The sequence below is a fragment of the Halomonas profundus genome (assembly GCF_020865425.1).
Classification (GTDB): domain Bacteria; phylum Pseudomonadota; class Gammaproteobacteria; order Pseudomonadales; family Halomonadaceae; genus Vreelandella; species Vreelandella titanicae.
Genome location: NZ_CP086344.1, coordinates 315471 through 338458, shown reverse-complemented (window position 1 = coordinate 338458; position 22988 = coordinate 315471). Strand labels below are relative to the sequence as shown.

The window sequence follows — 22988 nt, the reverse complement described above, 5'->3', positions numbered from 1 at the left end:
CGTTTTTTACATTACGCGAATAAACACCTATAAAGCTAAGGGATTGATCGCAGAGCTTTTGCTGATCTAATAACAGGCGCAGCTGTGCTTGATGGAAAATATTTTTTGGCAGGCACAAACGCATCGGGCCCCGCCTAAGCGGGGCCCGATCATCGAATCTAAACGATTCGAGAACTTAAATAATCGCTAGGATTAAGAAAGCAGCTTAATGTTTGAAGCTTGAAGGCCTTTCTGACCTTGGGTAACGTCAAAAGAGACGTTAGCGCCTTCAGGCAGAGTTTTGAAGCCATCAGACTGAATTTCAGAAAAATGAGCAAAAACGTCATCGCTGCCGTCAGAAGGAGCAATGAAACCGAAACCTTTAGAATCGTTGAACCACTTAACTGTGCCAGTTGCCATGATATTAAATCCTTTTCGCAAGTCGCGAATTGTAGAAATCCTGGTATTACCCAGATAAATAGTGAGTAGAACAAGGAATACAATTACAGACTACCGAAAGAATTCGAATGTTTCTGGAACCATGCTTGCTTGCTAACTTACTAACTGCCGACATCCTGCCACGTGGGCAGTCGCAGGTCAAAGCCTTTGTGCTTTTTAATTTGTTGTTCTGCCTCTTATAGCCGTTTAAAAACCGCGCAAATTCGCAAAAATAGCCTTAATCTTGCCAATGAGCCAGGCACTACTAATCCGACCGCCTGGCGCGCTTTGCTTGCTCGCTAAAACTCGCTTCATTCGCGTCCTGGTGAGCATTCTGGAAGAGGTTTCAACATGCTATACGGACTTAGTTTATTGGCGGGTATCGCCCTTTTGACACTTGGAGGGGAGTCGCTTATCCGCGGCGCGGTGGCGGGTGCGCGAAGAGTCGGCGTCTCGCCACTGTTAACAGGGTTGGTAGTGGTTGGTTTTGGCACCTCGGCCCCTGAACTTGTCGTCTCGATTGATGCCGCGATTAACCAGCAGCCTGACATTGCGGTTGGCAACATCGTGGGCAGCAATATCGGCAATATCTTATTGATTCTAGGCCTATGCGCGGTTATTTGCCCAATGGTGGTTCAGCCTTTAGCACTGCGCCGGGATGGGCTGGTCGTGGTGTTGGCCAGCCTGCTGTTTATTGGGCTCTCCTTCGGCGGCGCACTGGGTCGCATCGATGCAGCAATTTTTATAGCGGGCCTGGTCGGCTATCTTGTTTGGGCCTACTTAAGTGAAAGCCGTCAGCACATTCCCGCGGCAGAAATGCACGCTTCAGAAGCGGAGGAGATGACCAAACTACCCACTACAGGCTGGATGATCGTCGTAGCGTTAGTGATTGGCTTGGGCATGCTGATTGGCGGGTCACAGCTACTCTTATATGGCGCCATTGGGTTGGCACAGGCCATGGGCATTTCCGAAGCAGTCATCGGTTTAACCATCGTCGCCGTTGGTACCTCACTGCCGGAGATGGCCGTGTCGGTGGTTGCTGCGTTACGACGTCATGCGGATGTTGCCATCGGGAATATTCTGGGCAGCAATATTTTCAACCTGTTAGGCATCCTGGGTATCTCCGCGTTTTTACAGCCGCTACCCCTTGCGCCACGCGTGGCCCTGTTTGACCAATGGGTAATGCTGGGAGCCGCTGGCATACTGGTGCTGTTTTTGTATACCGGTATGCGCCTGTCGCGCTGGGAGGGAGCCGCACTGCTTGCAGGCTATGCCGCTTATATAGCGTTAAGCTTTACGATCTTTTGAGATGGCCTAATCGTTGATTGCGCTGAGCCAAAACCCCATCGTTTTTGGCTCAATGACTTGATTGTTTATCGTGGAGAAACGTCACCGTGCACATTGCAACCTTGGGGCCTAGTGGCAATAACCATGAACTGATTGCCAAGCGCTATCTCAGAATGCGTTGCTCAGGCGAAGGCAGCGTGACTCTGTTTAGCCAGTTTGAGGCGGCCTTTCAGGCGCTCCTCGCGGGTCATGTGAGCCACGTTCTACAGTGCACCGCCCATGCAACGCATAGCGACTGCGTGGGCCGCTATATGCATCGAGCCTATCCCGTAGACACCTTTATAGCGGGCAGCAAGCCGCTGGCGCTGATTGCCCAGCGCGACTCTGTTCGCCCCACCCAAGTAGCGCTACAACCAGCGACCCGCTACTACACCGACTTAACGGCTTATACAGAGATCATAGACGCTCCCACCACAGTGGCGGTGGCAGAAGGGCTTCTTGCGGGACGTTTTGAGGCGGGCATTTGCGCTGAAGAGGTGCTAGGCCAAGCCCCCGAGCAACTGCGTTTGGTGCAATCACTGGGGCCTGCGCTGGATACCTGGGTAATGTTTGCCACCACTCCACTGGCAGCCTCTTCGCCGCTACGGTTAGACGCTGACGCTTAAACAACCGGGCTAAACCACAAAGATCAGGATAATCCCTCCCACGGCCAACGCGCTCCGCTGCCAAAGTGCTTTTCGTGCAATCACCCCGTAAGAGATCGCCCCTAAACCAATCGCCACTTTTAGCGCATACAACAAGGCGCCGGAAGGATTGAAGGCCAGTTGGATCATCTCTGGGTTGGCCACCATGGCTAGAGGAATAATATACAGCCCTATTCCTAACGCCATGGCTTTGAATGCGACTTTTAGCCAGTTCTCCCCCACCATGCCCGCAGCAATGAACACGCCGCCACACACCGGCGGCGTGATCGTCGAGAGCAGCGCGTACCAAAAGACAAAAAGGTGCGCCAGAAGCGGTTCCAAACCTAGCGAGGTCAGGGCAGGCCCGGCGACAGAGACACAAATCACATAGGCGGCGGTGGTGGGCACCTCCATGCCTAAAATCAAGCAGGCGAGCGCCGTTAGTAGCAAGGCTGGCCAGAGCATGTCGTTGGAGAGCGATAGAATGCCCGAGGTGATCTTGACGCCCAACCCTGTCAACGACAGCACGCCGACCACCAACGAGGCACATAGAATAATGGAACCAATGACGGCAATCTGACGCCCAGCGGTGACCACTGCGTCGGATAAACGGGTGGCAAAGCCGGGGAGCGAAAAGCGCAGCGTCACGTTAAAGAAGAGCAGCGCAATGCCCGCGAAAATCGCAACACTGGCGGCGTACTGAGGGGTAAAACCGCCATTAAAGATGCGCTCTAACAGCAGCACGAAGGGGATGGCAAAAAACAGCGAGGTAATCAGCACCTCTTTCGCGCTGGGTCGCTCGCTTTCGGCCACGGGCTTTAGATCATGCCGGGTCGCATAGGCATTAATACCCACCCAGACCGTCAAAAAGTACAGCACCGCTGGAAGCATCGCCGCGGCCATGATCTGGGTATAGGGCGTGCCCGTCAGTTCCACCATCACGAATGCCCCGGCGCCCATCAGCGGCGGCATAATTTGCCCGCCGGAGGAGGCAACGGCTTCCACCGCACCCGCCAGCGAACGCGGGTAACGCAGGCGCACCATGGAGGGAATGGTAATTGCCCCAGTGGAAGCAACGTTGGCAGACGCCGAGCCGGAGATAGAGCCCATCAGCGCCGACGAAATCACCGCCACTTTAGCGGCCCCACCGGTGAGCCGCCCCGCCACCGCACTGGCCAGATTCATAAAGCCCTGGCCCGCCTCTCCCGCATTGAGCACCGCGCCGAAAATCACAAAAATCGCCACCACACTGACGCTTACCCCCGTCAGCGAACCCCATAATCCGCCTTCGGCAATCGTGAGCGTACCCACCATACTGGCCAGCGGCAGCCCAGGGTGACCAAAAGCGCCTGGAATATATTGACCAAAGGCGCCATACATCAACGCCAGCAAGGCAACCAACGGCAGAGGCCAACCGATGGCTCGGCGCGCCGCTTCAAGCGCTAGAGCAATCAAAAACAGGCCAATCCCCATCTGTAGGTGGGTATCAATAAAGCCGTACTGGTTGGCTAGCGCAGCTTCGTTAAACGCAATATAGCCACAGGCAGCAACACCCAATACCGTCAGCAGCCAGCCGCTGACTCGCTGCGCCGGTGTATTGGCCATATAAATCAGTACCCATGGCAACAGCAGCGCCATATGCAGCGGCCGGCTGACCAGCGCAGGCGTTAAGCCATAAAAAATCAAGCCAAGATGGAATATTACACTGACTGCGCCTAACGCCATCCAGCCAGGCGCTACTGAGCGATCATCCTCAGGGCTCGACGCCTGAGAAGAGGTAAAAACACGCATGCCACACTGCCTATCAATACTGTATCAATACAGGACTGCCACAGCGCAAGCACCGTGGCAGCAAGAAGATGGATAATGGAAGAAAACGACTAGCGCAGCGCGTCAGGTACCTCGATACCCGCTTCCTCGTAGTAACGCAGTGCGCCTGGGTGAAGCGTGCCGGTCATGTTTTCCAACATATCAGGGCTAATACTGCTCCACCACGCCGCCTCTTCGGCCATGGCGTCGCGGCGCTCCCAAAACGTTTTGGTCAGCGTGTAGGCGGTGTCATCGTCCATATACGTTGTGGTGTAGGCGATCACCGGTAGCGATGTGGTTTCAACGTCTTTATCCACGCCGGGATAAGTGCCGCCGGGGATCGTTTGGCGTGGCGCTCCCGTTTGCTCGATTTGTTGATCAGTCAGGCTAACCAAGGTCACCGGCATGCTGGCGGCTGTCTCAATCACATTGGGTGAGGGAAAGGAACTGGCGGTCACAAAGCCATCAATCTGGCCGTTTTTAAGTGCATCGGGGCCGCTGCCCATCGCTGCATCGGCAATTTTCACGCTCTCTTCCAGGCCAAACAGTTCCAGGTAACGAGCCGCTTCACGGGCGCCAAAGGTGCCTCGACCAATCAATAAGTGCTTGCCTTCCAGCGTGGAAATATCGGTCACGCCGTCATCACCCGCTAATACAAAGTGCATGGTGATAGAGGGGATCGGGAACAACCCCCGGATCTCTTGAAAACGCGGATTCTGACGCTCGGCAAAGGCACCCTCCCCACCCATGGCCTGATCGACTAACGCGGGCGGCGTGGTAAATACATAGTTGCCCTGGCGAGCCATGACTTCCATCACGTTCTGTACCGAACCCTGGCTTTCTTCCAGGGTAAGGATGATAGCGTCATCGGTTCCCTGGCGAATCGCTTCTGAGAGTTCTACGCCCATTTGATAATAGGCGGTACCCGCTGAAGCCGATTTATAGGTCACACGCGTTTCTGCGTGGGCGGAGAAGGCGGCACTTGTCAGCACTAACGTAGCAGCCGAGACGAAAAGCGTGCGGTGTAGGGAGCGAAAGGGATTGCGCATCGTTATATTCCTCAACGTATCCAGCGGCCACTTCTAATCGGCCTCGTTTTTATCTTACCCAGTTGTTATATGACCAAGCTGAGAGCGTGGCGCGCATTAAAATAGCACGACTGCCCTCGGACAGGCACTCTCCGCGGTCGCCCTCCCCATGCCCTCCAGGGTGTTTTATTGACATCTAATATTAGCTTAAAAAGATATAAATTCTGAATCTTTTTCAACAATGCTATGCGTCAATAGTATAATTCTTAAACCGCTATTAACTTTTTTATAAAACTATTACTGCACGATTTACCATTACCTAAAAGATTAATTTCCTAAAAAAAGATGCTATTACCTTAAGAAGAACTACTTCCGTTCGTTTTAATAAGGTATTGCGGCGCAATATAGACTGATAAAATGAGGCCGCTTTTATACCACTCCTGACAACTTAACCATGAGGAAGAACGTCACATGCCTACGTTGTGCCAACCCTCTTGCCAGCCTCGATTATATCGTCGCTGGCTTTTTTTGTTAGCGGCCTTACTATTAGGCGTAAGTCCCAGTGCATTTGCAGTGACCGGTGAACTAGATCTAACCACCTCTACCGTTGGCTTTTTTGCTGTTGCGATTTTCGTCCTGGCGTATGCATTAGTCATGGCGGAAGAAAAGATCCATATGCGCAAGTCTAAACCGGTGTTGGTGGCAGCCGGTATCATCTGGAGCCTCATCGGCTGGGTGTATGTCCAAAACGGCATGTCGGACGCGTCTGAGTACGCTTTCCGCGTCACGCTGTTGGAGTTCACCGAGCTGATGCTGTTCTTGCTGGTGGCCATGACCTATATCAATGCCATGGAAGAGCGTCGGGTCTTCGATGCATTGCGTTCCTGGATGCTGCGTAAAGGCTTTAACTACCGAACCCTTTTTTGGCTGACCGGCGGTCTCGCCTTTGTGTTATCCCCCATTGCCGACAACCTTACCACCGCACTCTTGATGTGCGCGGTAGTGACCAAGGTGGCCGAAGGCAACCAGCGCTATATCAACCTGGCCTGTATCAATATCGTGGTGGCCGCCAACGCGGGGGGTGCGTTTAGTCCCTTTGGCGATATCACCACTCTAATGGTATGGCAAGCGGGCATGGTGGAGTTCCAGGAGTTCTTTATTCTGTTCTTCCCCGCCCTGGTCAACTTCATGATTCCAGCATGCATCATGAGCCTGTTTATCAAGGATGAAAAACCCGCAAGTGTTTATGAAGATGTGTGGATGAAGCGTGGCGCCCGGCGCATTGTGCTGCTGTTTTTATTGACGATCGTGACCGCCGTACTGTGTCACGTGGTGCTCCATCTACCCCCGGTGTTGGGCATGATGACCGGCCTTGGCTACTTGCAGTTCTTCGGTTACTACCTGCGCCGCAGCCTGCCCCGCTCCTTGGAGCGCAAGCGCGAGCGGTATAGCCGTGAAGGTGATAACCGTAAGCTGGCGCAACTGGGTAGCGTGGTGCCGTTTGATGTTTTTAACCGCGTTGCCCGGGCTGAGTGGGACACACTGCTGTTCTTCTACGGGGTGGTAATGTGCGTTGGCGGGCTTGGCTTCATGGGCTATCTAGGCTTGCTGTCGGAAGCACTGTATACCGGTTGGAACGCGACTGCTGCCAATATTGTATTAGGCATTGTTTCGGCCGTGGTAGACAACATTCCGGTGATGTTTGCAGTGCTGACCATGGAGCCCGATATGTCCCACGGCCAGTGGCTACTGATTACCTTAACCGCTGGCGTTGGTGGCAGCTTGCTATCGATTGGTTCCGCGGCCGGTGTGGCGGTCATGGGTCAGGCAAGGGGCTCCTATACCTTTATGGGCCACTTGCGCTGGTCGCCGGTTATTCTGCTCGGCTACATCGCCAGTATTCTGGTGCATATGTGGCTCAACGCTGAGAGCTTTGCGCTCTTCAGCTAAGCCCGATCAAAAGAGAAATAGATGGCACTATTTCTTTTCCTTGTATCTCTTTACCCCTTTTCAGCGTGCTGGAAAGGGGTTTTGGTATAGCCGTTTAATAGCTTTCGAAAAGATACTCAATGGGTGTCGGGCGGCCAAATAGATAGCCCTGATAGCGGTAACAGCCGTGGCCTCTTAGCCAATCGAACTGCTCTTTTTTCTCCACTCCTTCCGCGACCACGGTTAAGCCTAAACTTACCGCAAGTAGAATCGTGGTATCGACAATCGCTGCGTCTGTCTTATCGGTCAGCAGCTCGCGAATAAACGATTGGTCAATTTTCAATTCATCCAGCGGTAAGCGCTTCAGGTAACTCAGCGATGAGTAACCGGTACCAAAGTCATCCAACGCAAAGCGAATCCCCCTAGCACGCAGTTTCAACATCGTGCTACGCACCCTCACCGGCTCGTGCATCAACAGGCTCTCGGTGACTTCAAGCACCAAGCGGTTCGGCGGCGCCAGGGTTTCTGCTAATAGCTCTTCAACATCACGTACAAACTCCGGCTGCTGAAACTGCACCGAACTCACGTTGACGGAAATACTTAACGGCGCATAGGCCGGTTGATGAGACCATTTCGCTAGCTGCTCGCAAGCTGACCGCAGCACCCAGTAACCGATCGGCACAATCAACCGATTCTCTTCCGCAAGCGGGATAAACGTTGCGGGGGATACCCAGCCACGCTGAGGATGATACCACCGCAGCAGCGCTTCAACGCCGGTAGTCACGCCCTGATGGTCGACCTGCACTTGGTAATGCAGCGCCAGCTCGTTGCGCTTGAGCGCCTGATGCAAATCAGCTTCTAAACTGGCCCGTTCCAATACGCTGGTCTGCATTTCGCTGTTAAAAAAGCGCAGCGTATTGCCGCCCGCGCTTTTCGCCTGCTGCAACGCCATATCTGCCTGTTGCAGCACGCTATCCATACTGTACTCACCAGCTCCCGTAAACAGCGAAATGCCAATGCTGGCACTGATCGGTAACGAGTGACTGCTTCTTAATTGCGCAATGACTTCCAGCAGTTGCCGCCCCACACGCTCGGCTTTTAGTGCGGCGTCTTTTTGCTCCTCGCCCAGGTTCTTGATCAGCACCACAAACTCATCGCTACTGAAGCGGGCTAGCGTTACCTCTTCATCAAGCCGCTGGCGTAGCTGTTCAGCCACGCTGACCAAAAGCTGGTCACCGCTCTCATGGCCCTGAATATCATTCACTAAGCGAAAATTATCCAGGTCGATCACCAGCACCGCACTGAAAAATGTGGCCCACTCATCATGATCAATGGTTGCCGTTAAGGAGTCCATCAGTAGCCGTCGATTGGGCAGCCCGGTTAGCGAGTCATAGAAGGCCAGGTAGTGGGTGCGTGACTGCATTTCGAGGTAGTCAGTCAGTTCGGTCGAAATACCGCATAGGGAGGGAGGTGCGCCAGGGGACATGGAAAGCGGCATTTTAATCGATAAGAACGTTCTTACCCGGCTTTCACCCCGCAAAACGTTGCTCTCTTCTACCGTTACTTTTTTCCCCGAATCTAATACGTTGCGATCAACCTGGTTGATTTCCGCAGCGCTCCCGGCATCAAAAAACGCCGCATCGCGCTTACCGATAATTTTGTCGGCTGGCAGGCCAAATAGATCGCTCATGCGACGATTAACGTATTGATACTCCAAGCTTGGGGATTTGATATAGATAAAGGCATCGACGCTATCCAGAATAGTCGCCAGCATCTCTTTATTGGATTGCAGTAACGCCCGGTTATGCTGCATGCGCCGCTTGAGCAACAGGTTGCCCAGCAGCGCCAAAAGAAGGAACACAAGCAGCAAGGCGATGCCCCATCGCCCCAAGTAGCTGTCAATGCTGCGCAGAAGCTCCGCCGGAAGAGCTGCAGACGAGGCAAAATAGTACATAGTGGCTGTTCACTGGCCAGGCATGGTCAACGGGCCTGCCCGCTCGACCACTCGCTGCCAGGCAGCGTCTTTTTCAATACGTGACACAAACGCAGCGATGGCAGGATACTTTTCCAACGACTGCACGGCGGCCATGGCCTGTAACGGGAAACTCATTTGAATATCAGCACCACTGGGCCACGGCCCGGCAAAATTACCCTGCGCCAACAAGTGCTGGTTTATGAAGTTCAGGTGCTGTTTAAGCTGCGGTGCTAAGAAGCGCTTGCTTACCGTATCGCTAATTCCCTTAGCCAGTGGCTTAATCAGCCAGGGCGACTGTTTGGGAATTTGACTAAACACAAGCTGCATCACCAGCAGCGGCATTAGTGACCCTTCGGCATAGTGCAACCAGTAGCGGTAGTCCACCCACGCACTCATATCACCGATGGGAGGCTGACAGCGCCCCTGCCCATAGCGTTGAACAAGGTAATCTATGATGGCGCCTGATTCGGCCACGGTAAAATCGCCGTCGGTAATCACCGGAGATTTACCCAGCGGGTGAATTTTTTTCAGCGAATCTGGCGCTTGCTGGGTTTTGCCATCGCGTTGGTAAACCACCAACTCGTAGTCCAGTTCAAGGGCTTCAAGTAGCCACAGGATGCGATGCGAACGAGACTTTTCCAGATGGTGAACGTGGATCATAAACACTCCGTGGGGCTGAGTCGCGCGCCAGCATTGCACTGGCGACACGTATTCCTTTTCTAATGGCACATTTAGCTTAGTACCATAAAGCCCATCATCATAGGAGCATTAGTATCAACGCAACGTCAAAATTAATGCTTATTAATTAGGTGCGTTATAAACGGTGCGCATGGCGCCAACGCGCCAGCAGATCCAGCGGTGACCACTTACCTTGCAGCCAGGGCGCTAGTAAACGCATAGAGAGCGGAATAAACACAAATACCATCACTGGCGTCAGCATTAGGGTACTCACCACCACCCGCGGCAGCAACGCCCAATCGGCCAATACGCCGCCGAACACAAACTGAAAGATCAGCGAGATAGGAAAGAAAGCCAGCCAGACAGCCACGGCCTGCTTCCAGCGCGGCGGTGCACTGCTGCCGGTTTGAAACCACGCATCCAACCCGGTGGCCCGGTGCTCATGGGGCGCCTCATATAAGCCTTTACCACGCGCCAACCACGCATGCCGTGAAGCGGAGTGCTCCCAAGCGGCTAAGGTCTCGCTGCTGCTAAAGCGGAATATAATCTGGTATTCATCGTCATCAGCCGGTGGCGACAGTACGCCAGAACCGAGGTAGCCAGCGAAGTCGGCCGCCAGTTCGCGCCCTTCATTAAGCCAACGATTAAAATCGGCGTAGCGGCCGTGCTCAACGCGACGAGCCACCATCAACGTGACGGGTGAGGCAGACATGGTATATCTCCTAATGTGTCGACAGCCAGCGCCGGGTAGGCAGGCTGTTTGCTTTCAAGGGGATAACCCTGAAAGTCCAATTGGCACATTATACAAGCAATGTTGATGCCATGTGATGAATGATGCGCTATACCCGTTGGCGCGACATGGATTCGCGCCCAGGCACAGGGTGGGGGCGCTCGCCGCGTTGAAAGGCGCATACATGAACATAGATATCCACAGCGCTGCGAATGGCATCGGCCTCTTGGGCGTCGGGCTCTACTACCGGGCCGGTATACTCACCTTCGCTACGCAGCACAGCCTCTAACTCGGTGCGGTAACGGTCGAGCAGGTGCTCCAGGTTGATGCGAATACGATGAACTTCCAGACCAAACGCTTGGCGTTGATCGGTGCGTTTAAGGATGTCCAAAGGATTTGAAGCGGCTTCGATCAAGCTTTCTAACGTAGCGAAAACTAACTTTTCAGCACTGTTTAAATTAGGAATAATGGAATAAATGAGGTCATTTAAAGTGATCGGTGTTCCATGGCGGTGCATAGGCGGTTCAACGTCCGGTTAAGGGGTCAATGCTAATAAATCGGCCCTGCTCAGAAAAACTTAATCGATAAATACCGCGCACACCGTCCCGGCCCACCACCCGCCGAATTGCTTCGGCGGGAAATATCACCCAACGGCCATCTACGCTGCGGGTTCGCACGTTGGCGATACGCCCTTCGTAATGGGCTAGACATTCATCATAATTAAGATTAATGACCACATCAATGGTTTGCATAGGGCAGGGATAGACTTGGCATAGGCTGGCATCGTGTCAGAAAAGTGTTGGCATCGCACAGCGCAAACTTGCACTGTCGGCGTTGCTCGCTAATACTTCATGGTATCCCAACTCGTACTTAGTCGGTAATGACCTATGGCCGTTTCTTCCATTAGCACTGTTTCTCACGCTGCCGGGACGTACCCTTCAGCGAATACAATGTCCCCGCGCGTTGAGCAAGCCGCTAAAGGCCGTGCTCTAGAAGAAGATACGGCGTCTACCGACGACCCAAAAACGACTAGTGCTAGTGAAGAGAGCAGCAGTGCCGAGGCTGGCCCCAAACGGGCTGACGGTACGCCCATGGCGCCGGATGAGATTCGGCTACTAGACCAGCTTAAACAGAACGACCGCGAAGTTCGCCAGCACGAGATGGCGCACCAAACCGTGGGCGGTGCCTATGCAGGCGGCGCCAGCTACGAGTATGAAGTTGGCCCCGATGGCAAGCGCTACGCGGTCGCGGGAGAAGTACCGATCGATTATGGCCCGGTACCCAATGACCCCCAAGCCACTATCGAAAAAATGCAAACCGTGATCGCCGCAGCCATGGCGCCTGCAGATCCCTCTCCCAAAGATCATCAAGTGGCTGCCCAAGCGCGTCAGTACTTGTTGGAAGCCAAGCTCGAAGCGTCCATGCAGCGCAGTGAAATGGAGCAAGCCCGCAGCAACGGCGCCGAGGCAACTTCTTCTGCTGATGAATCAGCCGCTAACGAGCAACCTTCAGAGGAACAAGCTGCTTAATTGTCCGCTAGCGCAAGAGAGCTCCACTCTTCACGGCTAGGCCAATTTGCCAACCAGGTAGGTAATGACTCGGCGGGCATAGGACGCGCAATACCATAGCCTTGGGCTAAATCGCAGCCTAGCGCCATCAAGGCTTTGGCATGGTCTAAGGTTTCTACCCCCTCTGCCAGCATGGGCCGCTTAAAACGATTAGCCATGTAAATGACGCTTTCCACAATCGCCATATCATCCTGATCGGTGAGCATATCGCGGACAAAGCTCTGATCAATTTTGATCAGGCTGACCGGCAACTGCCGCAGATGGGTTAACGACGAAAACCCGGTGCCAAAATCATCAATAGCAAAACTCACCCCCAGCGACTGGCAGCGCGCCATATTTTGCAGCGCAGCCTGGATATCGTGCATTGCGGCGCTCTCCAGCACTTCGAGCTTGAGCATTACGGGCGGTACATCAGGGTAACGTGCCAATAACTCGCCAAGCCGCTGGCTAAAATCACTCACTAACAGATGCGTAGGGCTTATATTCACATTGATCGGCAGCGCGATACCCTGAACTTGCCACTCACTCAACTGACGCAGCGCTCGTTCAATGACCCACTCGCCAAGATCCACCTCCAACGGCGTGGTATCGATGATGGGTAAAAACTGCCCAGGTGCCAGCAGCCCATCTTCAGGGTGCTGCCAACGAATCAGCGCCTCTAGACCGACCACTTTGCCACTGCGCATATCGACCTGGGGCTGATAGTAAAGGCACAGTTCATTGTGAGTGAGGGCATCAATAAAACGCTGGCGCTGCTCATGGCGCACCTGCAGCAAGCGGTCATGGTTAGGGTCAAACAGGTGGAACGTGTCGCGGCCACGCTGTTTGGCACGATACATGGCCTGATTGGCATGCCGCAGCAGCACATCGCCCTGAACGTGGTCATTAGGGTAGAGCGTAACCCCCAGGCTCGCCGTCAGATGAACACTCTGGCCCTCAATCATCATCGGTTGTCGAATGGAGCCCAGCAACTTCTCGAAAAAGTCATCGTCGACACCGTGGTGCAGTAACAGCACGAACTCATCGCCACCCACCCGCGCCAGCACGTCATCGCCAAACAGCAGATGGCTGATGCGCTGTGAAAAAGAAGACAGCAGCGCATCGCCTACGGTGGGACCCAGCCGGTCATTAATATTTTTGAAGAAGTCGATATCCAGCGAACACACCGCCAAGGGGAGCTGCTTGGCTTCTGCATGCTGCATGGACTCTTGAATCAACTGCGTCAGCAGTTGCAGGTTGGGTAGCCCCGTGAGGGCATCAAAGTAGACTTCTCGATTAAGGTGGCGGGCATGGGCCGGAATGGCCGAAAGATCTGCGAGCACAATCACATGGTGATCGATCTCGCCGTGCTCATTGCGCACACGATTGATCGACATCATGCCGGGATAAAACTGGCCATCGTGACTACGGTAGCTCACCTGGCTTTTGCTACGGTCACGCAACTGCAGCTCTTCCCGCATCAACCGCGTGGTGCGGCTATCGTCCAGCGGTAAAATGCTGAACGCTTCTGGTGTTTTGCCCTGTACATCGCCCTGCGTAATCCCCGTTAATTCACAAAAAGCGGGGTTCACCTCCACCACCCGATTTTCCGCATCAGTAATAATGATCGCTTCGTTGGCGTAACTAAATACCGATTCAGCGGGTGACGCCGCATGGCTTACAGATGCCGTTGGCATCGCGTTCGAGCGGGGCAGTGAAGGCGCTGGCTGGGAGTGCTGTTGAGACAAAGACTGTTCCTTCGATAAATTCAAGGATTCATACATATGTCTTTGCTCTCCTCGTCGTTTTTATAGAGCCGTCGCTATATAGGTTCGTTGTTATATAGAGCCGTTATTATGAAGACAGTAGTATTGCTAGGCATAATAACACCCTATGACGGCGAAGGTACTTTGCACTACAAAGTACCTTATCGGCTGACGAGGTAATTAGTTAAAGAGTTTGCTCAATATAATGGCAGGTAAGCTACGCGGGAGAGAGGGCTAAACGCTGGGTGGCCAACGCCGTATCGCGTACTTGGTAATCGCTCACTTTGCGGGTCATATCATCGGCCTGATCATCAAGAGAGCGGCTCGCCGCGGCCATTTCCTCAACCAATGCAGCGTTTTGCTGGGTCACCTCCTCTAACTGGGCCATGGCACGGTTAATTTGCTCAATACCCGCCGACTGTTCATGGGTAGCCGACGCCATTTCATCCATCAGGCTTGCCATTTGCCCTACCCGTTGAGCAATCCGCCCCAGAGCTTCATTGGTGGTAGTCACCAGGCTTTCGCCTTCTGAAATTTTGGTCACATTATTATCGATCAATTGGCGAATCTGGCTGGCCTCCTGGGCGCTGCGGCTAGCCAATTTGCGTACTTCATCGGCAACCACCGCAAAACCACGCCCATGCTCACCGGCTCTCGCCGCTTCAACCGAGGCATTAAGCGCCAGCAAATTGGTTTGGAAAGCGATGTTATCGATGGTCGCCACAATGCTAGTCACCTGCTCGTTGGCTTGCAGGATAAGCTGCATGGCGGCTTGGGTTTGAGAAGCGACTGCGGTGGCTTCTTTTGCCTCTTGAACCACCTCACCGGTCATCTGCTGGGCTTGCTGCGCGTTCTCAGCACTCTGGCGCACCGTGGCGGTGATCTGCTCCATGCTCGACGCGGTTTGCACCAGCGAGGCGGACTGCTCTTCGGTTCGCTGGGCAAGATCCTGATTACCCTGCGCCATTTGATTGCTGGCCACCGCCACCGACTGCGCATTGCGCTTAACGTCAGCGACCAGCGCTTCGGTAACTTCCGACGATTCATTAAACGCCTGATATAGCTTTGATAACTCATCGCTACCCGGCACCACTAAGCGCTGTGTCAAATCGCTACCCCGGGTCGCGATACTGGTTAGCGCTTGGTTAAGCGATTGGGTAATGACGCGTACGATCAATACGGCAGCGACAATCGCCATCAAGCTGGCCACGAGCGCAATTACCGCATACTGCCAAAGTGCCTGTTGGGCCGACTCACGCAGCGCGACAGTCTGGGCCACCACTGTATCTGCCACGCTATCCTCTAACGCTTTAAGGCGGGCAATTTTCACCGTTTGCCACTCAAACCACTGTTCCGGGTCGACACCATAACCGCCGGCTTGCGCTTGACTGATCGCCAATTCGCGCCGAGCCAAGAGACGCTCGATCTCTGCACCGCTCAATGCCTGGTCAAGCTGGTCGCGGCTTTCATCTCCAGCCAACAGGCGAAAGCTCGTCAAGAATGCCTGTTCCTCGCCCAACAGGGACAAGAAACGGCGTAACGTAGCGTCGGGCATGCCGTCACTGGCGAAGGCATTGGAAAGCAGAGCCCGCTCAATCCCCGCTAAATCTTTGGCTTCCAGCAGTTGGTAGTAGGCACTTAGCTGGCGAGCAATACCCCCTTCGCTGGTTAGATGCGACAACGTACCCACAAAGGCCATTAGTTGACCGTTGATGCCAGTGTAGTGGCTTAACGCATCACCCATCGCCATATCAAGGCCATCGACACGCTTGCGTAAGGCTGCCTGGCGCTGCCACTGGGCGTCGATTTCGTTGAGTCGTTGCTGGACAGCAGGTGTTAACAGCGCTGGATCCAAGGCATCACGCTGAGCTTGGAAAGCCTGGACAGCGGCGTCGGTGTTGGGACGCTGCTGATTAAGCTGATCGCCAAAGGCATTACCTTCGCTGCCCAGAAAGCCAGCGGTCATGCCCCGTTCAAGCTGCATTTGGTGCACGGCGTCACCGGCACGCTGGGCCAGTTGGGTCAAGGCGTGAAGACGATCAAACTCCTGCACCGTCGCGCGCCGTTCCATAATGCCTTGCGCAGCAAACCAAGCCAGGGCAAGCAAGGGAAGCAGCAATACACAGACAAATTTAAACCGCATCGACATGCGGTTAACGATAGTTTTCATAGCTTAGCCTCAAACAGATAGCGTCGTTGGGGAGGTAAGCGGCGTGCTTGATTATTATTGTCCGCATCAACTGACGCGTTTAGCTAAGTCTGCCGCACTTTGCCGTTTAGTGAAATACGATTAATTTTAGTGGATAAAATAACGACAAGCGGCGCGAGTATAGGGCGTTTGGGGAACTCTATATTGATTCAAATCATAAAGTCTGACGGATTTTCAGGCCTAACAAGCGGCTGAATTGAGCGCTCCTTAAGGCGCTGGACTGGCGGCACCCAAAAAGCGCGCCTGCCAGTAATCGATCTCTAACGGCACGCTGACTACTGCACGGCCCTTACCAGGTGCATGAATCATTTGGCCGTTGCCACGATAAATTCCTACGTGGGTCGCTTTGCGACGGTCGCCAAAGAAAAGCAGATCACCAGGGCGTGGTTTTTTCACCTGTGGCAAGGCACGAAACTGTTCATCAGCGGAACGCGGAACACGAATACCCGCCGCCCGGTAGGTCATTTCCACTAAGCCAGAGCAGTCCAGACCATCGGGCGTATTTCCCCCAAAACGATACGGTGTGCCAATGGCCTGCTGAGCATGGGAGAGAATCAGCGCACGCTCCATAGAGAGTCCTGCGCGGTTAGGAGGCGCCTCAATGGGGGTAAGATCGCGGCTGGCACAACCCGCTAGTGCCAGTAGTAACAGGCAGGTAAGCAGCCACCTTCCAGAAGGTGCCAACCCGCAAGGTAGAGGCCACAGGCGAACCAGTAGCATGGGCAGCCGCTCCAATAAATCAACATGCTTTCATGATGGCGCAAAGCATGCCTAGCCGCCAATGGTTAGCGGCCGATCCACTCGACAAAACTGGTTTCACCCAGCGCATGGCGCTCATGACGCACCCGGCTCATGGCCGCGTAGGGTAAATCCATTGCCAGTACTCGCGAAAGCGGCTGCTTGATCACCTGACGCAGCAGGCCATTGCAGACAAATAGATGCGCCACTACCAGTACATGCTTGCCCGGTGGATTACTTAACAGCTGCTGCCAGGCCTCGGCTAATCGCGCGTCGAAGGCTTGCAGGGTTTCGCCACCGGGGGGAGACACCGTGGCAGGATCGAACCAAAAGGCACTCATTCGCTCGGTGCCCTCTTCGGCAAACACCTGGGCGTGGGTTTTGCCTTCCCACCGCCCCAAATGCAGCTCGGCGAAATCGTCTTCCACCTGAACGGGCAGATCAAACTCTTCCCCCAGCCATAAGGCGAATTCGCGGCAGCGCGTTAACGGAGAGGTAACGATCGCATCGTAGGGCAAATGCCCGTCGACCGTCTGCCGCATGACTGCATCGGTCACCTGCTGCCAGCCGGTTTCACTCAGCGGATGGTCGGTGGAGCCGCGGAGCATACGCCCGCCCACCGGCTCACCATGGCGCAGTAAATCTATCGTTGTTTGTTCGGCTTCAGGAAAGCGCATAGGGGTAACCTCGCCGATTTAGGCAGCTTGCAGTTTAGATAATTGCGTGACGCACGCGTTCGGAAATCCACTCCGACACCAGCACGGTAGCGAAAATCATAATAAAGATGACGCTAACTTGATCCCAGGCGAGGCTATTGATCGAGGCATTCAACTGCAGACCAATACCACCTGCCCCGACCAAGCCCAACACCGTCGACTCACGGATATTAATGTCCCAGCGGTAAACGCTAATCCCCGCGAACGCGGGCATCACCTGGGGCAGCACGCCGTAGTTCATCACCTGCAGTCGACTCGCGCCGGTAGCACTAATCGCCTCAACGGGCGTGGGATGGATCTCTTCAATCGCTTCGTAAAGCAGCTTGCCCACAAAGCCGATGGAGCGCAGGGCAATGGCAATAATCCCCGCCAGTACGCCGGGGCCAAGAATGGTGACCAGTAGCATCGCCCAAATCAGCGAGTTAATGGAGCGCGATGAAACAATCACCATCAGCGCCAAACTGCGCACCAGCGGATGCGGCGTCGTGTTACGGGCGGCTAAAAATGCCACCGGAAACGCCATCATAATCCCTAACGCGGTGCCCAAAGTGGCGATATTGATGGTGTCCCACATGGGCTTCCAGAGCACATTGGCGTAGCCCCATTCGGGAGGGGTCATGCGGCTGATCAGATCTGCTCCCTGGCGGCCGGCATCTTCCACAAACACCCACATGGTATTGTCGGAAATCATCTTCCAGCAGAGCAGAAATAGGCTGACACCTGCCAGCCAAGCCAGGTACTGCAACCATTGAGCGCGAGTAGTGCGCCGCCGCCAAACCGGCTGACCCTGGGGTGTAGTGGAAACAGGCATTTAAACTCTCGACAAATTAAGGGGCCAGAACTTACGGATCCAGCAGTTACTGAATCAGCGTTTACTGAGTCCAGCGGCGGACATGGCTTGAGCTGTACTCGCACAGCAGCACGATGGCGATGATAATCAGCAGAATCGCCGCGGAGGTGTCGTACTCATAGCGGCTCAGCGAGGTATTCAGCGTGGCGCCAATACCGCCTGCGCCGACAATGCCAATCACCGAGGACTCACGGAAGTTGATATCCAAACGGTACATGGAGAGCCCGATCAAACGCGGCATGACCTGGGGCTGCACGGCGTGGTTCATGGTTTGCCACCAACTGGCGCCCGTGGCGCGTACCGCTTCTACCTGCCGCCAATCCAAATCTTCAATATCTTCCGCCAGTAGCTTGGCCATAAAGCCAATCGTCGCGAAGGCCAGAGTAATCATGCCCGCAAAGGGCCCGAAGCCGAACATCACCACAAACAGAATCGCGATGATGATCTCCTGGAACGTGCGCGAAACGGCGATAATCGCGCGGCACACAAAGTAGATCGGCAGTGGTGAAATGTTACGCGCTGCCCCTAAACCCACGGGTATCGCCAGCAGTACACCCAATACCGTGGAGGTGAGCGTCATGGTCAAACTTTCCAGCAAGCCCGCGACGATATCGTCGTAGCGGCTGACAAAGTCAGGCTGCATAAAGGCGCCTAAAAAATTAACCGCCCGGCCTGCGCCTTCCGCCACCCGCTCCCAGTTCACCTCTACCGAGGCAAGCGCTAAAAACAGATACACCACTGCACCAATGGCAAGCCCCCAGCGCAAGCGAGGACTTTCAATTAGCGGTAGTCGCCGCCACTGACCGCGCTGCGCCGCCTGCTGGCGTGCCTGCTCGCTCATCGTGCTGCCCCCGCTTCGATTGACGACATCACCCGCGCGTAGGGAGGATTAATCGGAGCAGTGTTAGTCGTCTCATCGCCGCTGACTTCTTCGTCCATTGGCTCAGGCGTGGTGTCCCAGTCCTCTTCACCATAAATCGTGGTGAGGATCTCACTGGTGAGTTCGCTGGGAAGGCCATCAAAGACGATTTCACCCGCCCGCAGGCCGACAATGCGGTCAGCAAATTGCTGGGCCAGCGCTACGTCGTGAATATTGATGATCGCCGCCAGTTCGCGCTCTGCGCACAGCTCACGAATCAAACGCATGATTTGGCGCGAAGTTTTTGGGTCAAGGCTGGCGGTGGGTTCATCCACCAGCAACAGCTTAGGACTTTGCAGGAGCGCCCTGGCGATACCCACCCGCTGGCGCTGGCCGCCAGACAGGGCATCGGCACGTTTATCGATGGCATGCGGCAACCCCACTCGCTCCAATAGACGGAAGGCTTCAATCACAGCCTCCTGCGGGTAGCGGCGCAGGAAGCTGCGCCAAAATCCCACATAACCGAGCTGACCTGAAAGCACGTTCTCCATCACGGTTAGGCGGTCTACTAACGCATACTCTTGAAAAATCATTCCCATGGAGCGGCGGGCATGACGCAGCTTATGTCCCGAGAGCTTCGTCAGTTCCGTGCCGTCCAGACGAATGCTGCCCTGAGTAGGCTCAACCAGCCGGTTCACACAGCGAATCAGTGTGCTTTTACCCGCGCCAGATGGGCCAATCAGCGCCATCACTTGGCCTTTTGGCAGCGTGAGTTCAATATCCGTCAGCGCTCGATCCCCGGTAGGGTAACGTTTACCAACGCCGGTGAGTGTCAACATGGAAGTGCCTCATCTACATAGCGGTTCGGCCAGAAGGTTGCCCTCCTGGCCGATCGTATTGGGGTACTGCTTAAAGATTAATCGCAGTCGTAGGTCACGCCGTTGGCGTCAGCGATGGTGCGAATAACTTCCCAGTTTTCCTGATAAGTAATCGGAATAAACTGTGCTTCACCTGAGTTAGCGAATTCTGACTCTAGGGCAGTGCCTTCCCAGTCGTAGCTGAAGAACGCATCCTGAATCTTCTCGGCAAGTTCCGGGTTCAGGTTATTCGCCAGCCCGTAAGCGGTGGTGGGGAAGGTTTGTGAGGTGTAGATAATGTCGTAATCACCTTCGTTCACCACACCGCGGGAAATCATCCGTTTGCCTACGGAGTTAGCAATCGCCGCCGCGTCGTAATCTTCGTTGACCACGCCGAGAATGGAGTTGTCGTGAGAACCAGAGAAAGCGGTCTCAAAATCTTCCCCCGCTTCCATACCGTACTCAGAGCGCAGCAGCGCAGAGGGGGCGCGGAAGCCAGAGTTGGAAGTCTCTGAGGTAAACGCTAGTTGGCGACCCTGCAAGTCTTCAACGGCTTCAATGCCGCTTCCTGGGTAGGTGATAATCTCCATCTCATAGCCAAAGCTGCCATCTTCCGCGGCCATCATGGCGAAAGGGCGGAAACCACCGCAGTTAACCGCGACCGGGACGCCACCGGTATTGAAACCGGCTACGTGGAGACGGCCAGCGCGCAGCGCTTCCTGCTGGGCAGCATTGGACTGCACCGGGAAGAACTGGACTTTTTTGCCCGTAGCTTCGCTCAGGTGATCCAGAAAGTCAGACCAGACATCCGCGTAAACCGCGGGGTCTTCAACCGGCGTGTAGGCAAACACTAAAGTATCCGGGTCTACCCACTGAGACTCATCGCTGGGAACATCAGCGACCATATCGCCATCGTTATCCACATAGCGTGAAGACAGATCCGCAGAGGCGTTCACCGCGGCCAAGGCGAAGGCACTGGCAACGGCGGCACTGATTAACGTGCGGGAGAGGGATAATGTCTGCATGGGTCACCTGTAGCGTTCTGTAGAGTTATTAAAAGATGACAACATCCTGACGACTCCAGATGACAAAAATGGGGCACTTATATGACCACTTCGTGACGTTTTGGCGAAGAACAGTTAATCTACAGCTTGAAAAGCCTCGTGACCGCGGCGCTCTACAAACAGGCTGTTACCGGGAATTTTTTTCGCCTGATGCTTCAGCTCAGAAAGCTCGCCTGCGATATCCAGCGATTGGCAGGTAGTCGTATCATGGATGGGTTTTACCGCAATCGAGACGCTCACAAAGGGAAAAAACGTCATTCTATTTTGACGGTTTTCGATGTGAATCCCGCCCTGAAGGCGGTCAGCCTCTTCATAGAAGCCCGGTGCCATCACCTCGAATGAGTGCAGAATTTGCTGGCAAACACTTTCCCAGTGCTCAAGCGGCAGCAACATCATAAAATCATCGCCGCCAATATGGCCAATAAAGCCCCCGGCATTCTCTACCTGTGCTTGCAGCAGCCGCGATAGCGAAATGATGATGTGGTCACCTCGGGCGTAGCCATAGGCATCGTTGAAGGCTTTAAAGTTATCCAAGTCAACATAGGCCGCAGCAAACCCATGCCCGGAGGCCAAATAAGCCGCCAGTGTTTCATTGATCAGGATATTACCCGGCAGGCCGGTGAGCGGGTTGGCATGCCGCGCTTGGCGCACCTGAATCGCGGTAATCTCACGCAAAAGGTCAACGATATTGCCCATCCCCAGGTAGTCACCGTTAGCGTTAACGATGACAAAGTCCTCTTGCTCAATATCCCGGCTGTCGGTCAACTTCTGACTCAAAATCTCAAGCGGAGTATCCGCTTCGGCCACCAGCATGCGTGCATCAGCAACGTCCAGCACACGGCGCTTGGCATAAAGCGAATGGCTATAGGGGTTGGTAAATAGAGTTAAAAACGAGTTGCGTCGCACCACCGCCACGGGCTTACCATTCTCCAGCACGGCCACGCAGCGCAAGCTGGGTTGTTGGCGAAATCGCTCGGAGATATACGGCACTGCGCAATCCGTCGTTATGGCATCGGTAGCCCGTAAAATCGAGCGCGTGGTGCGACCCGCAGGGCTTTTTAATTGGGTGCTCGCTGGCAGCACCAGATTGAGTTCTAAAGGCGGCTGCTGGTTGGGTCGGGCGAAATAGAAGCCTTGTAGTAGTGCGAGCCCACGGTCGAGTTCCCACAAGCAAAGATGCTCAGCAGCGGTCTCCACCCCTTCGGCGATCACTTGGCAGTCCAGGCTACGCGCCACATCGAGAATCGAACGCAGGAACTCTCGCTTGGCAGGATCCTGGTCAATGCCGGAGATAAAGTGTCGGTCGAGTTTAACGAAATCCGGGCGCAGCTCCGACCAGTGGCGCAGGCTTGAGTGACCTGCACCGAGGTCATCCAGCGCCACCTGGAAGCCCATGGTGCGGTAGTGATCCACCGCTTGGCGCATTAGCTCGTAGTCGTGGATTGGCACGTGTTCAGTGAGCTCGATCACCACCCGCTCTGGGGGCAAGCCGCTGTCACGAATAAAGCCAAGCGTTAAGCCTTCGCGAAAATCACGCTCTACGATCGTCAACGGCATAACGTTAAGAAACAGCAGGCCCGGCAGATCGAGCTCTGCAAAGCGGTAGATGGCTAACCGTCGGCAGAGTATATCTAATTCCACCAGCTTTCCGGCCTGAGTGGCTACTTCAAACAGTCGTAACGGCGAGTGAAGCGGCGATGTTTTAGGCCCACGAATCAGTGCTTCGTAGCCATAAATCGCCTGCTGGCTGGCATCCACAATGGGCTGAAAGAGCACGTGCAACTCTTCTGTTGCAATAATCTTTTGCAACCACTGCGATTCTTGTGCGGTCATTTGCCTGCTGCCC

General features: G+C 54.5%; 21 protein-coding genes. 4 read left to right on the top strand and 17 right to left on the bottom strand.

The window, feature by feature from the left end:
* Nucleotides 1-192 precede the first annotated feature (192 nt).
* Nucleotides 193-399, bottom strand: coding sequence for a cold-shock protein (locus LMS44_RS01595; protein ID WP_007111857.1), 207 nt, complete (start codon nt 397-399; stop codon nt 193-195).
* Between the two features lie 369 nt (nt 400-768).
* On the opposite strand from LMS44_RS01595, the gene LMS44_RS01590 reads away from it, so the two are divergent.
* Nucleotides 769-1725, top strand: coding sequence for a calcium/sodium antiporter (locus LMS44_RS01590; protein WP_009287904.1), 957 nt, complete (start codon nt 769-771; stop codon nt 1723-1725).
* An 86-nt stretch (nt 1726-1811) separates the two neighbouring features.
* Nucleotides 1812-2369, top strand: coding sequence for a hypothetical protein (locus tag LMS44_RS01585; RefSeq protein ID WP_159175944.1), 558 nt, complete (start codon nt 1812-1814; stop codon nt 2367-2369).
* A 9-nt stretch (nt 2370-2378) separates the two neighbouring features.
* On the opposite strand, the gene LMS44_RS01580 is transcribed toward LMS44_RS01585, so the two are convergent.
* Nucleotides 2379-4178 (bottom strand): TRAP transporter permease, encoded by a 1800-nt coding sequence (locus tag LMS44_RS01580; RefSeq protein WP_159175943.1) that lies wholly within the window; start codon nt 4176-4178, stop codon nt 2379-2381.
* Between the two features lie 89 nt (nt 4179-4267).
* Nucleotides 4268-5245 (bottom strand): TAXI family TRAP transporter solute-binding subunit, encoded by a 978-nt coding sequence (locus tag LMS44_RS01575; RefSeq protein WP_159175942.1) that lies wholly within the window; start codon nt 5243-5245, stop codon nt 4268-4270.
* Nucleotides 5246-5695: 450 nt separating this feature from the next.
* Here LMS44_RS01575 and nhaD point away from each other — a divergent pair, with 450 nt between their 5' ends.
* Nucleotides 5696-7174 (top strand): sodium:proton antiporter NhaD, encoded by a 1479-nt coding sequence (gene nhaD / locus LMS44_RS01570; protein WP_138800231.1) that lies wholly within the window; start codon nt 5696-5698, stop codon nt 7172-7174.
* Nucleotides 7175-7268: 94 nt separating this feature from the next.
* Here nhaD and LMS44_RS01565 read toward each other — a convergent pair whose 3' ends face one another.
* The 5 genes from LMS44_RS01565 to LMS44_RS01545 form a co-directional block, all read right to left on the bottom strand.
* A complete protein-coding gene (locus tag LMS44_RS01565; RefSeq protein ID WP_022520743.1) occupies nt 7269-9107 on the bottom strand; it encodes a putative bifunctional diguanylate cyclase/phosphodiesterase in 1839 nt (612 codons plus the stop codon).
* Between the two features lie 9 nt (nt 9108-9116).
* On the bottom strand, nt 9117-9788 hold the full coding sequence (locus LMS44_RS01560; RefSeq protein ID WP_027958206.1) for a glutathione S-transferase: 672 nt from the start codon (nt 9786-9788) through the stop codon (nt 9117-9119).
* Between the two features lie 154 nt (nt 9789-9942).
* Complete coding sequence (locus LMS44_RS01555; protein WP_009287898.1) at nt 9943-10518, bottom strand: antibiotic biosynthesis monooxygenase; 576 nt, start codon at nt 10516-10518, stop codon at nt 9943-9945.
* Nucleotides 10519-10645: 127 nt separating this feature from the next.
* Nucleotides 10646-11053 (bottom strand): hypothetical protein, encoded by a 408-nt coding sequence (locus LMS44_RS01550; protein ID WP_022520745.1) that lies wholly within the window; start codon nt 11051-11053, stop codon nt 10646-10648.
* Nucleotides 11054-11060: 7 nt separating this feature from the next.
* Nucleotides 11061-11288, bottom strand: a complete 228-nt coding sequence (locus LMS44_RS01545) for a DUF2835 family protein (protein WP_022520746.1) — start codon at nt 11286-11288, stop codon at nt 11061-11063.
* Nucleotides 11289-11423: 135 nt separating this feature from the next.
* Between LMS44_RS01545 and LMS44_RS01540 the strand changes: the two genes are divergently transcribed.
* Complete coding sequence (locus LMS44_RS01540) at nt 11424-12065, top strand: putative metalloprotease CJM1_0395 family protein (protein ID WP_009287897.1); 642 nt, start codon at nt 11424-11426, stop codon at nt 12063-12065.
* On the opposite strand, the gene LMS44_RS01535 is transcribed toward LMS44_RS01540, so the two are convergent.
* The 9 genes from LMS44_RS01535 to LMS44_RS01495 form a co-directional block, all read right to left on the bottom strand.
* Entirely contained in the window at nt 12062-13867 is a 1806-nt protein-coding gene (locus LMS44_RS01535) for a putative bifunctional diguanylate cyclase/phosphodiesterase (protein ID WP_414727641.1), read from the bottom strand. The genes LMS44_RS01540 and LMS44_RS01535 overlap by 4 nt on opposite strands.
* A gap of 199 nt (nt 13868-14066) precedes the next feature.
* Entirely contained in the window at nt 14067-16019 is a 1953-nt protein-coding gene (locus LMS44_RS01530; protein WP_278371618.1) for a methyl-accepting chemotaxis protein, read from the bottom strand.
* A gap of 246 nt (nt 16020-16265) precedes the next feature.
* Nucleotides 16266-16778, bottom strand: coding sequence for a C40 family peptidase (locus LMS44_RS01525; RefSeq protein ID WP_022520749.1), 513 nt, complete (start codon nt 16776-16778; stop codon nt 16266-16268).
* A gap of 65 nt (nt 16779-16843) precedes the next feature.
* Nucleotides 16844-17473: a histidine phosphatase family protein gene (locus LMS44_RS01520; protein ID WP_278371621.1), complete on the bottom strand. Its 630-nt coding sequence runs from the start codon at nt 17471-17473 to the stop codon at nt 16844-16846.
* A gap of 34 nt (nt 17474-17507) precedes the next feature.
* The gene (gene phnE / locus LMS44_RS01515; RefSeq protein WP_278371622.1) at nt 17508-18323 is read right to left on the bottom strand and encodes a phosphonate ABC transporter, permease protein PhnE; all 816 of its coding nucleotides are present in this window, start codon (nt 18321-18323) and stop codon (nt 17508-17510) included.
* A 61-nt stretch (nt 18324-18384) separates the two neighbouring features.
* Nucleotides 18385-19203, bottom strand: a complete 819-nt coding sequence (phnE, locus tag LMS44_RS01510) for a phosphonate ABC transporter, permease protein PhnE (RefSeq protein ID WP_022520752.1) — start codon at nt 19201-19203, stop codon at nt 18385-18387.
* On the bottom strand, nt 19200-20060 hold the full coding sequence (gene phnC / locus LMS44_RS01505) for a phosphonate ABC transporter ATP-binding protein (protein WP_009287890.1): 861 nt from the start codon (nt 20058-20060) through the stop codon (nt 19200-19202). Before phnC ends, phnE (LMS44_RS01510) begins: the two co-directional genes overlap by 4 nt.
* 77 nt (nt 20061-20137) lie before the next feature.
* Nucleotides 20138-21103: a phosphate/phosphite/phosphonate ABC transporter substrate-binding protein gene (phnD, locus tag LMS44_RS01500; RefSeq protein ID WP_159175938.1), complete on the bottom strand. Its 966-nt coding sequence runs from the start codon at nt 21101-21103 to the stop codon at nt 20138-20140.
* A gap of 114 nt (nt 21104-21217) precedes the next feature.
* On the bottom strand, nt 21218-22975 hold the full coding sequence (locus tag LMS44_RS01495; RefSeq protein ID WP_159175937.1) for an EAL domain-containing protein: 1758 nt from the start codon (nt 22973-22975) through the stop codon (nt 21218-21220).
* Nucleotides 22976-22988 lie beyond the last annotated feature (13 nt).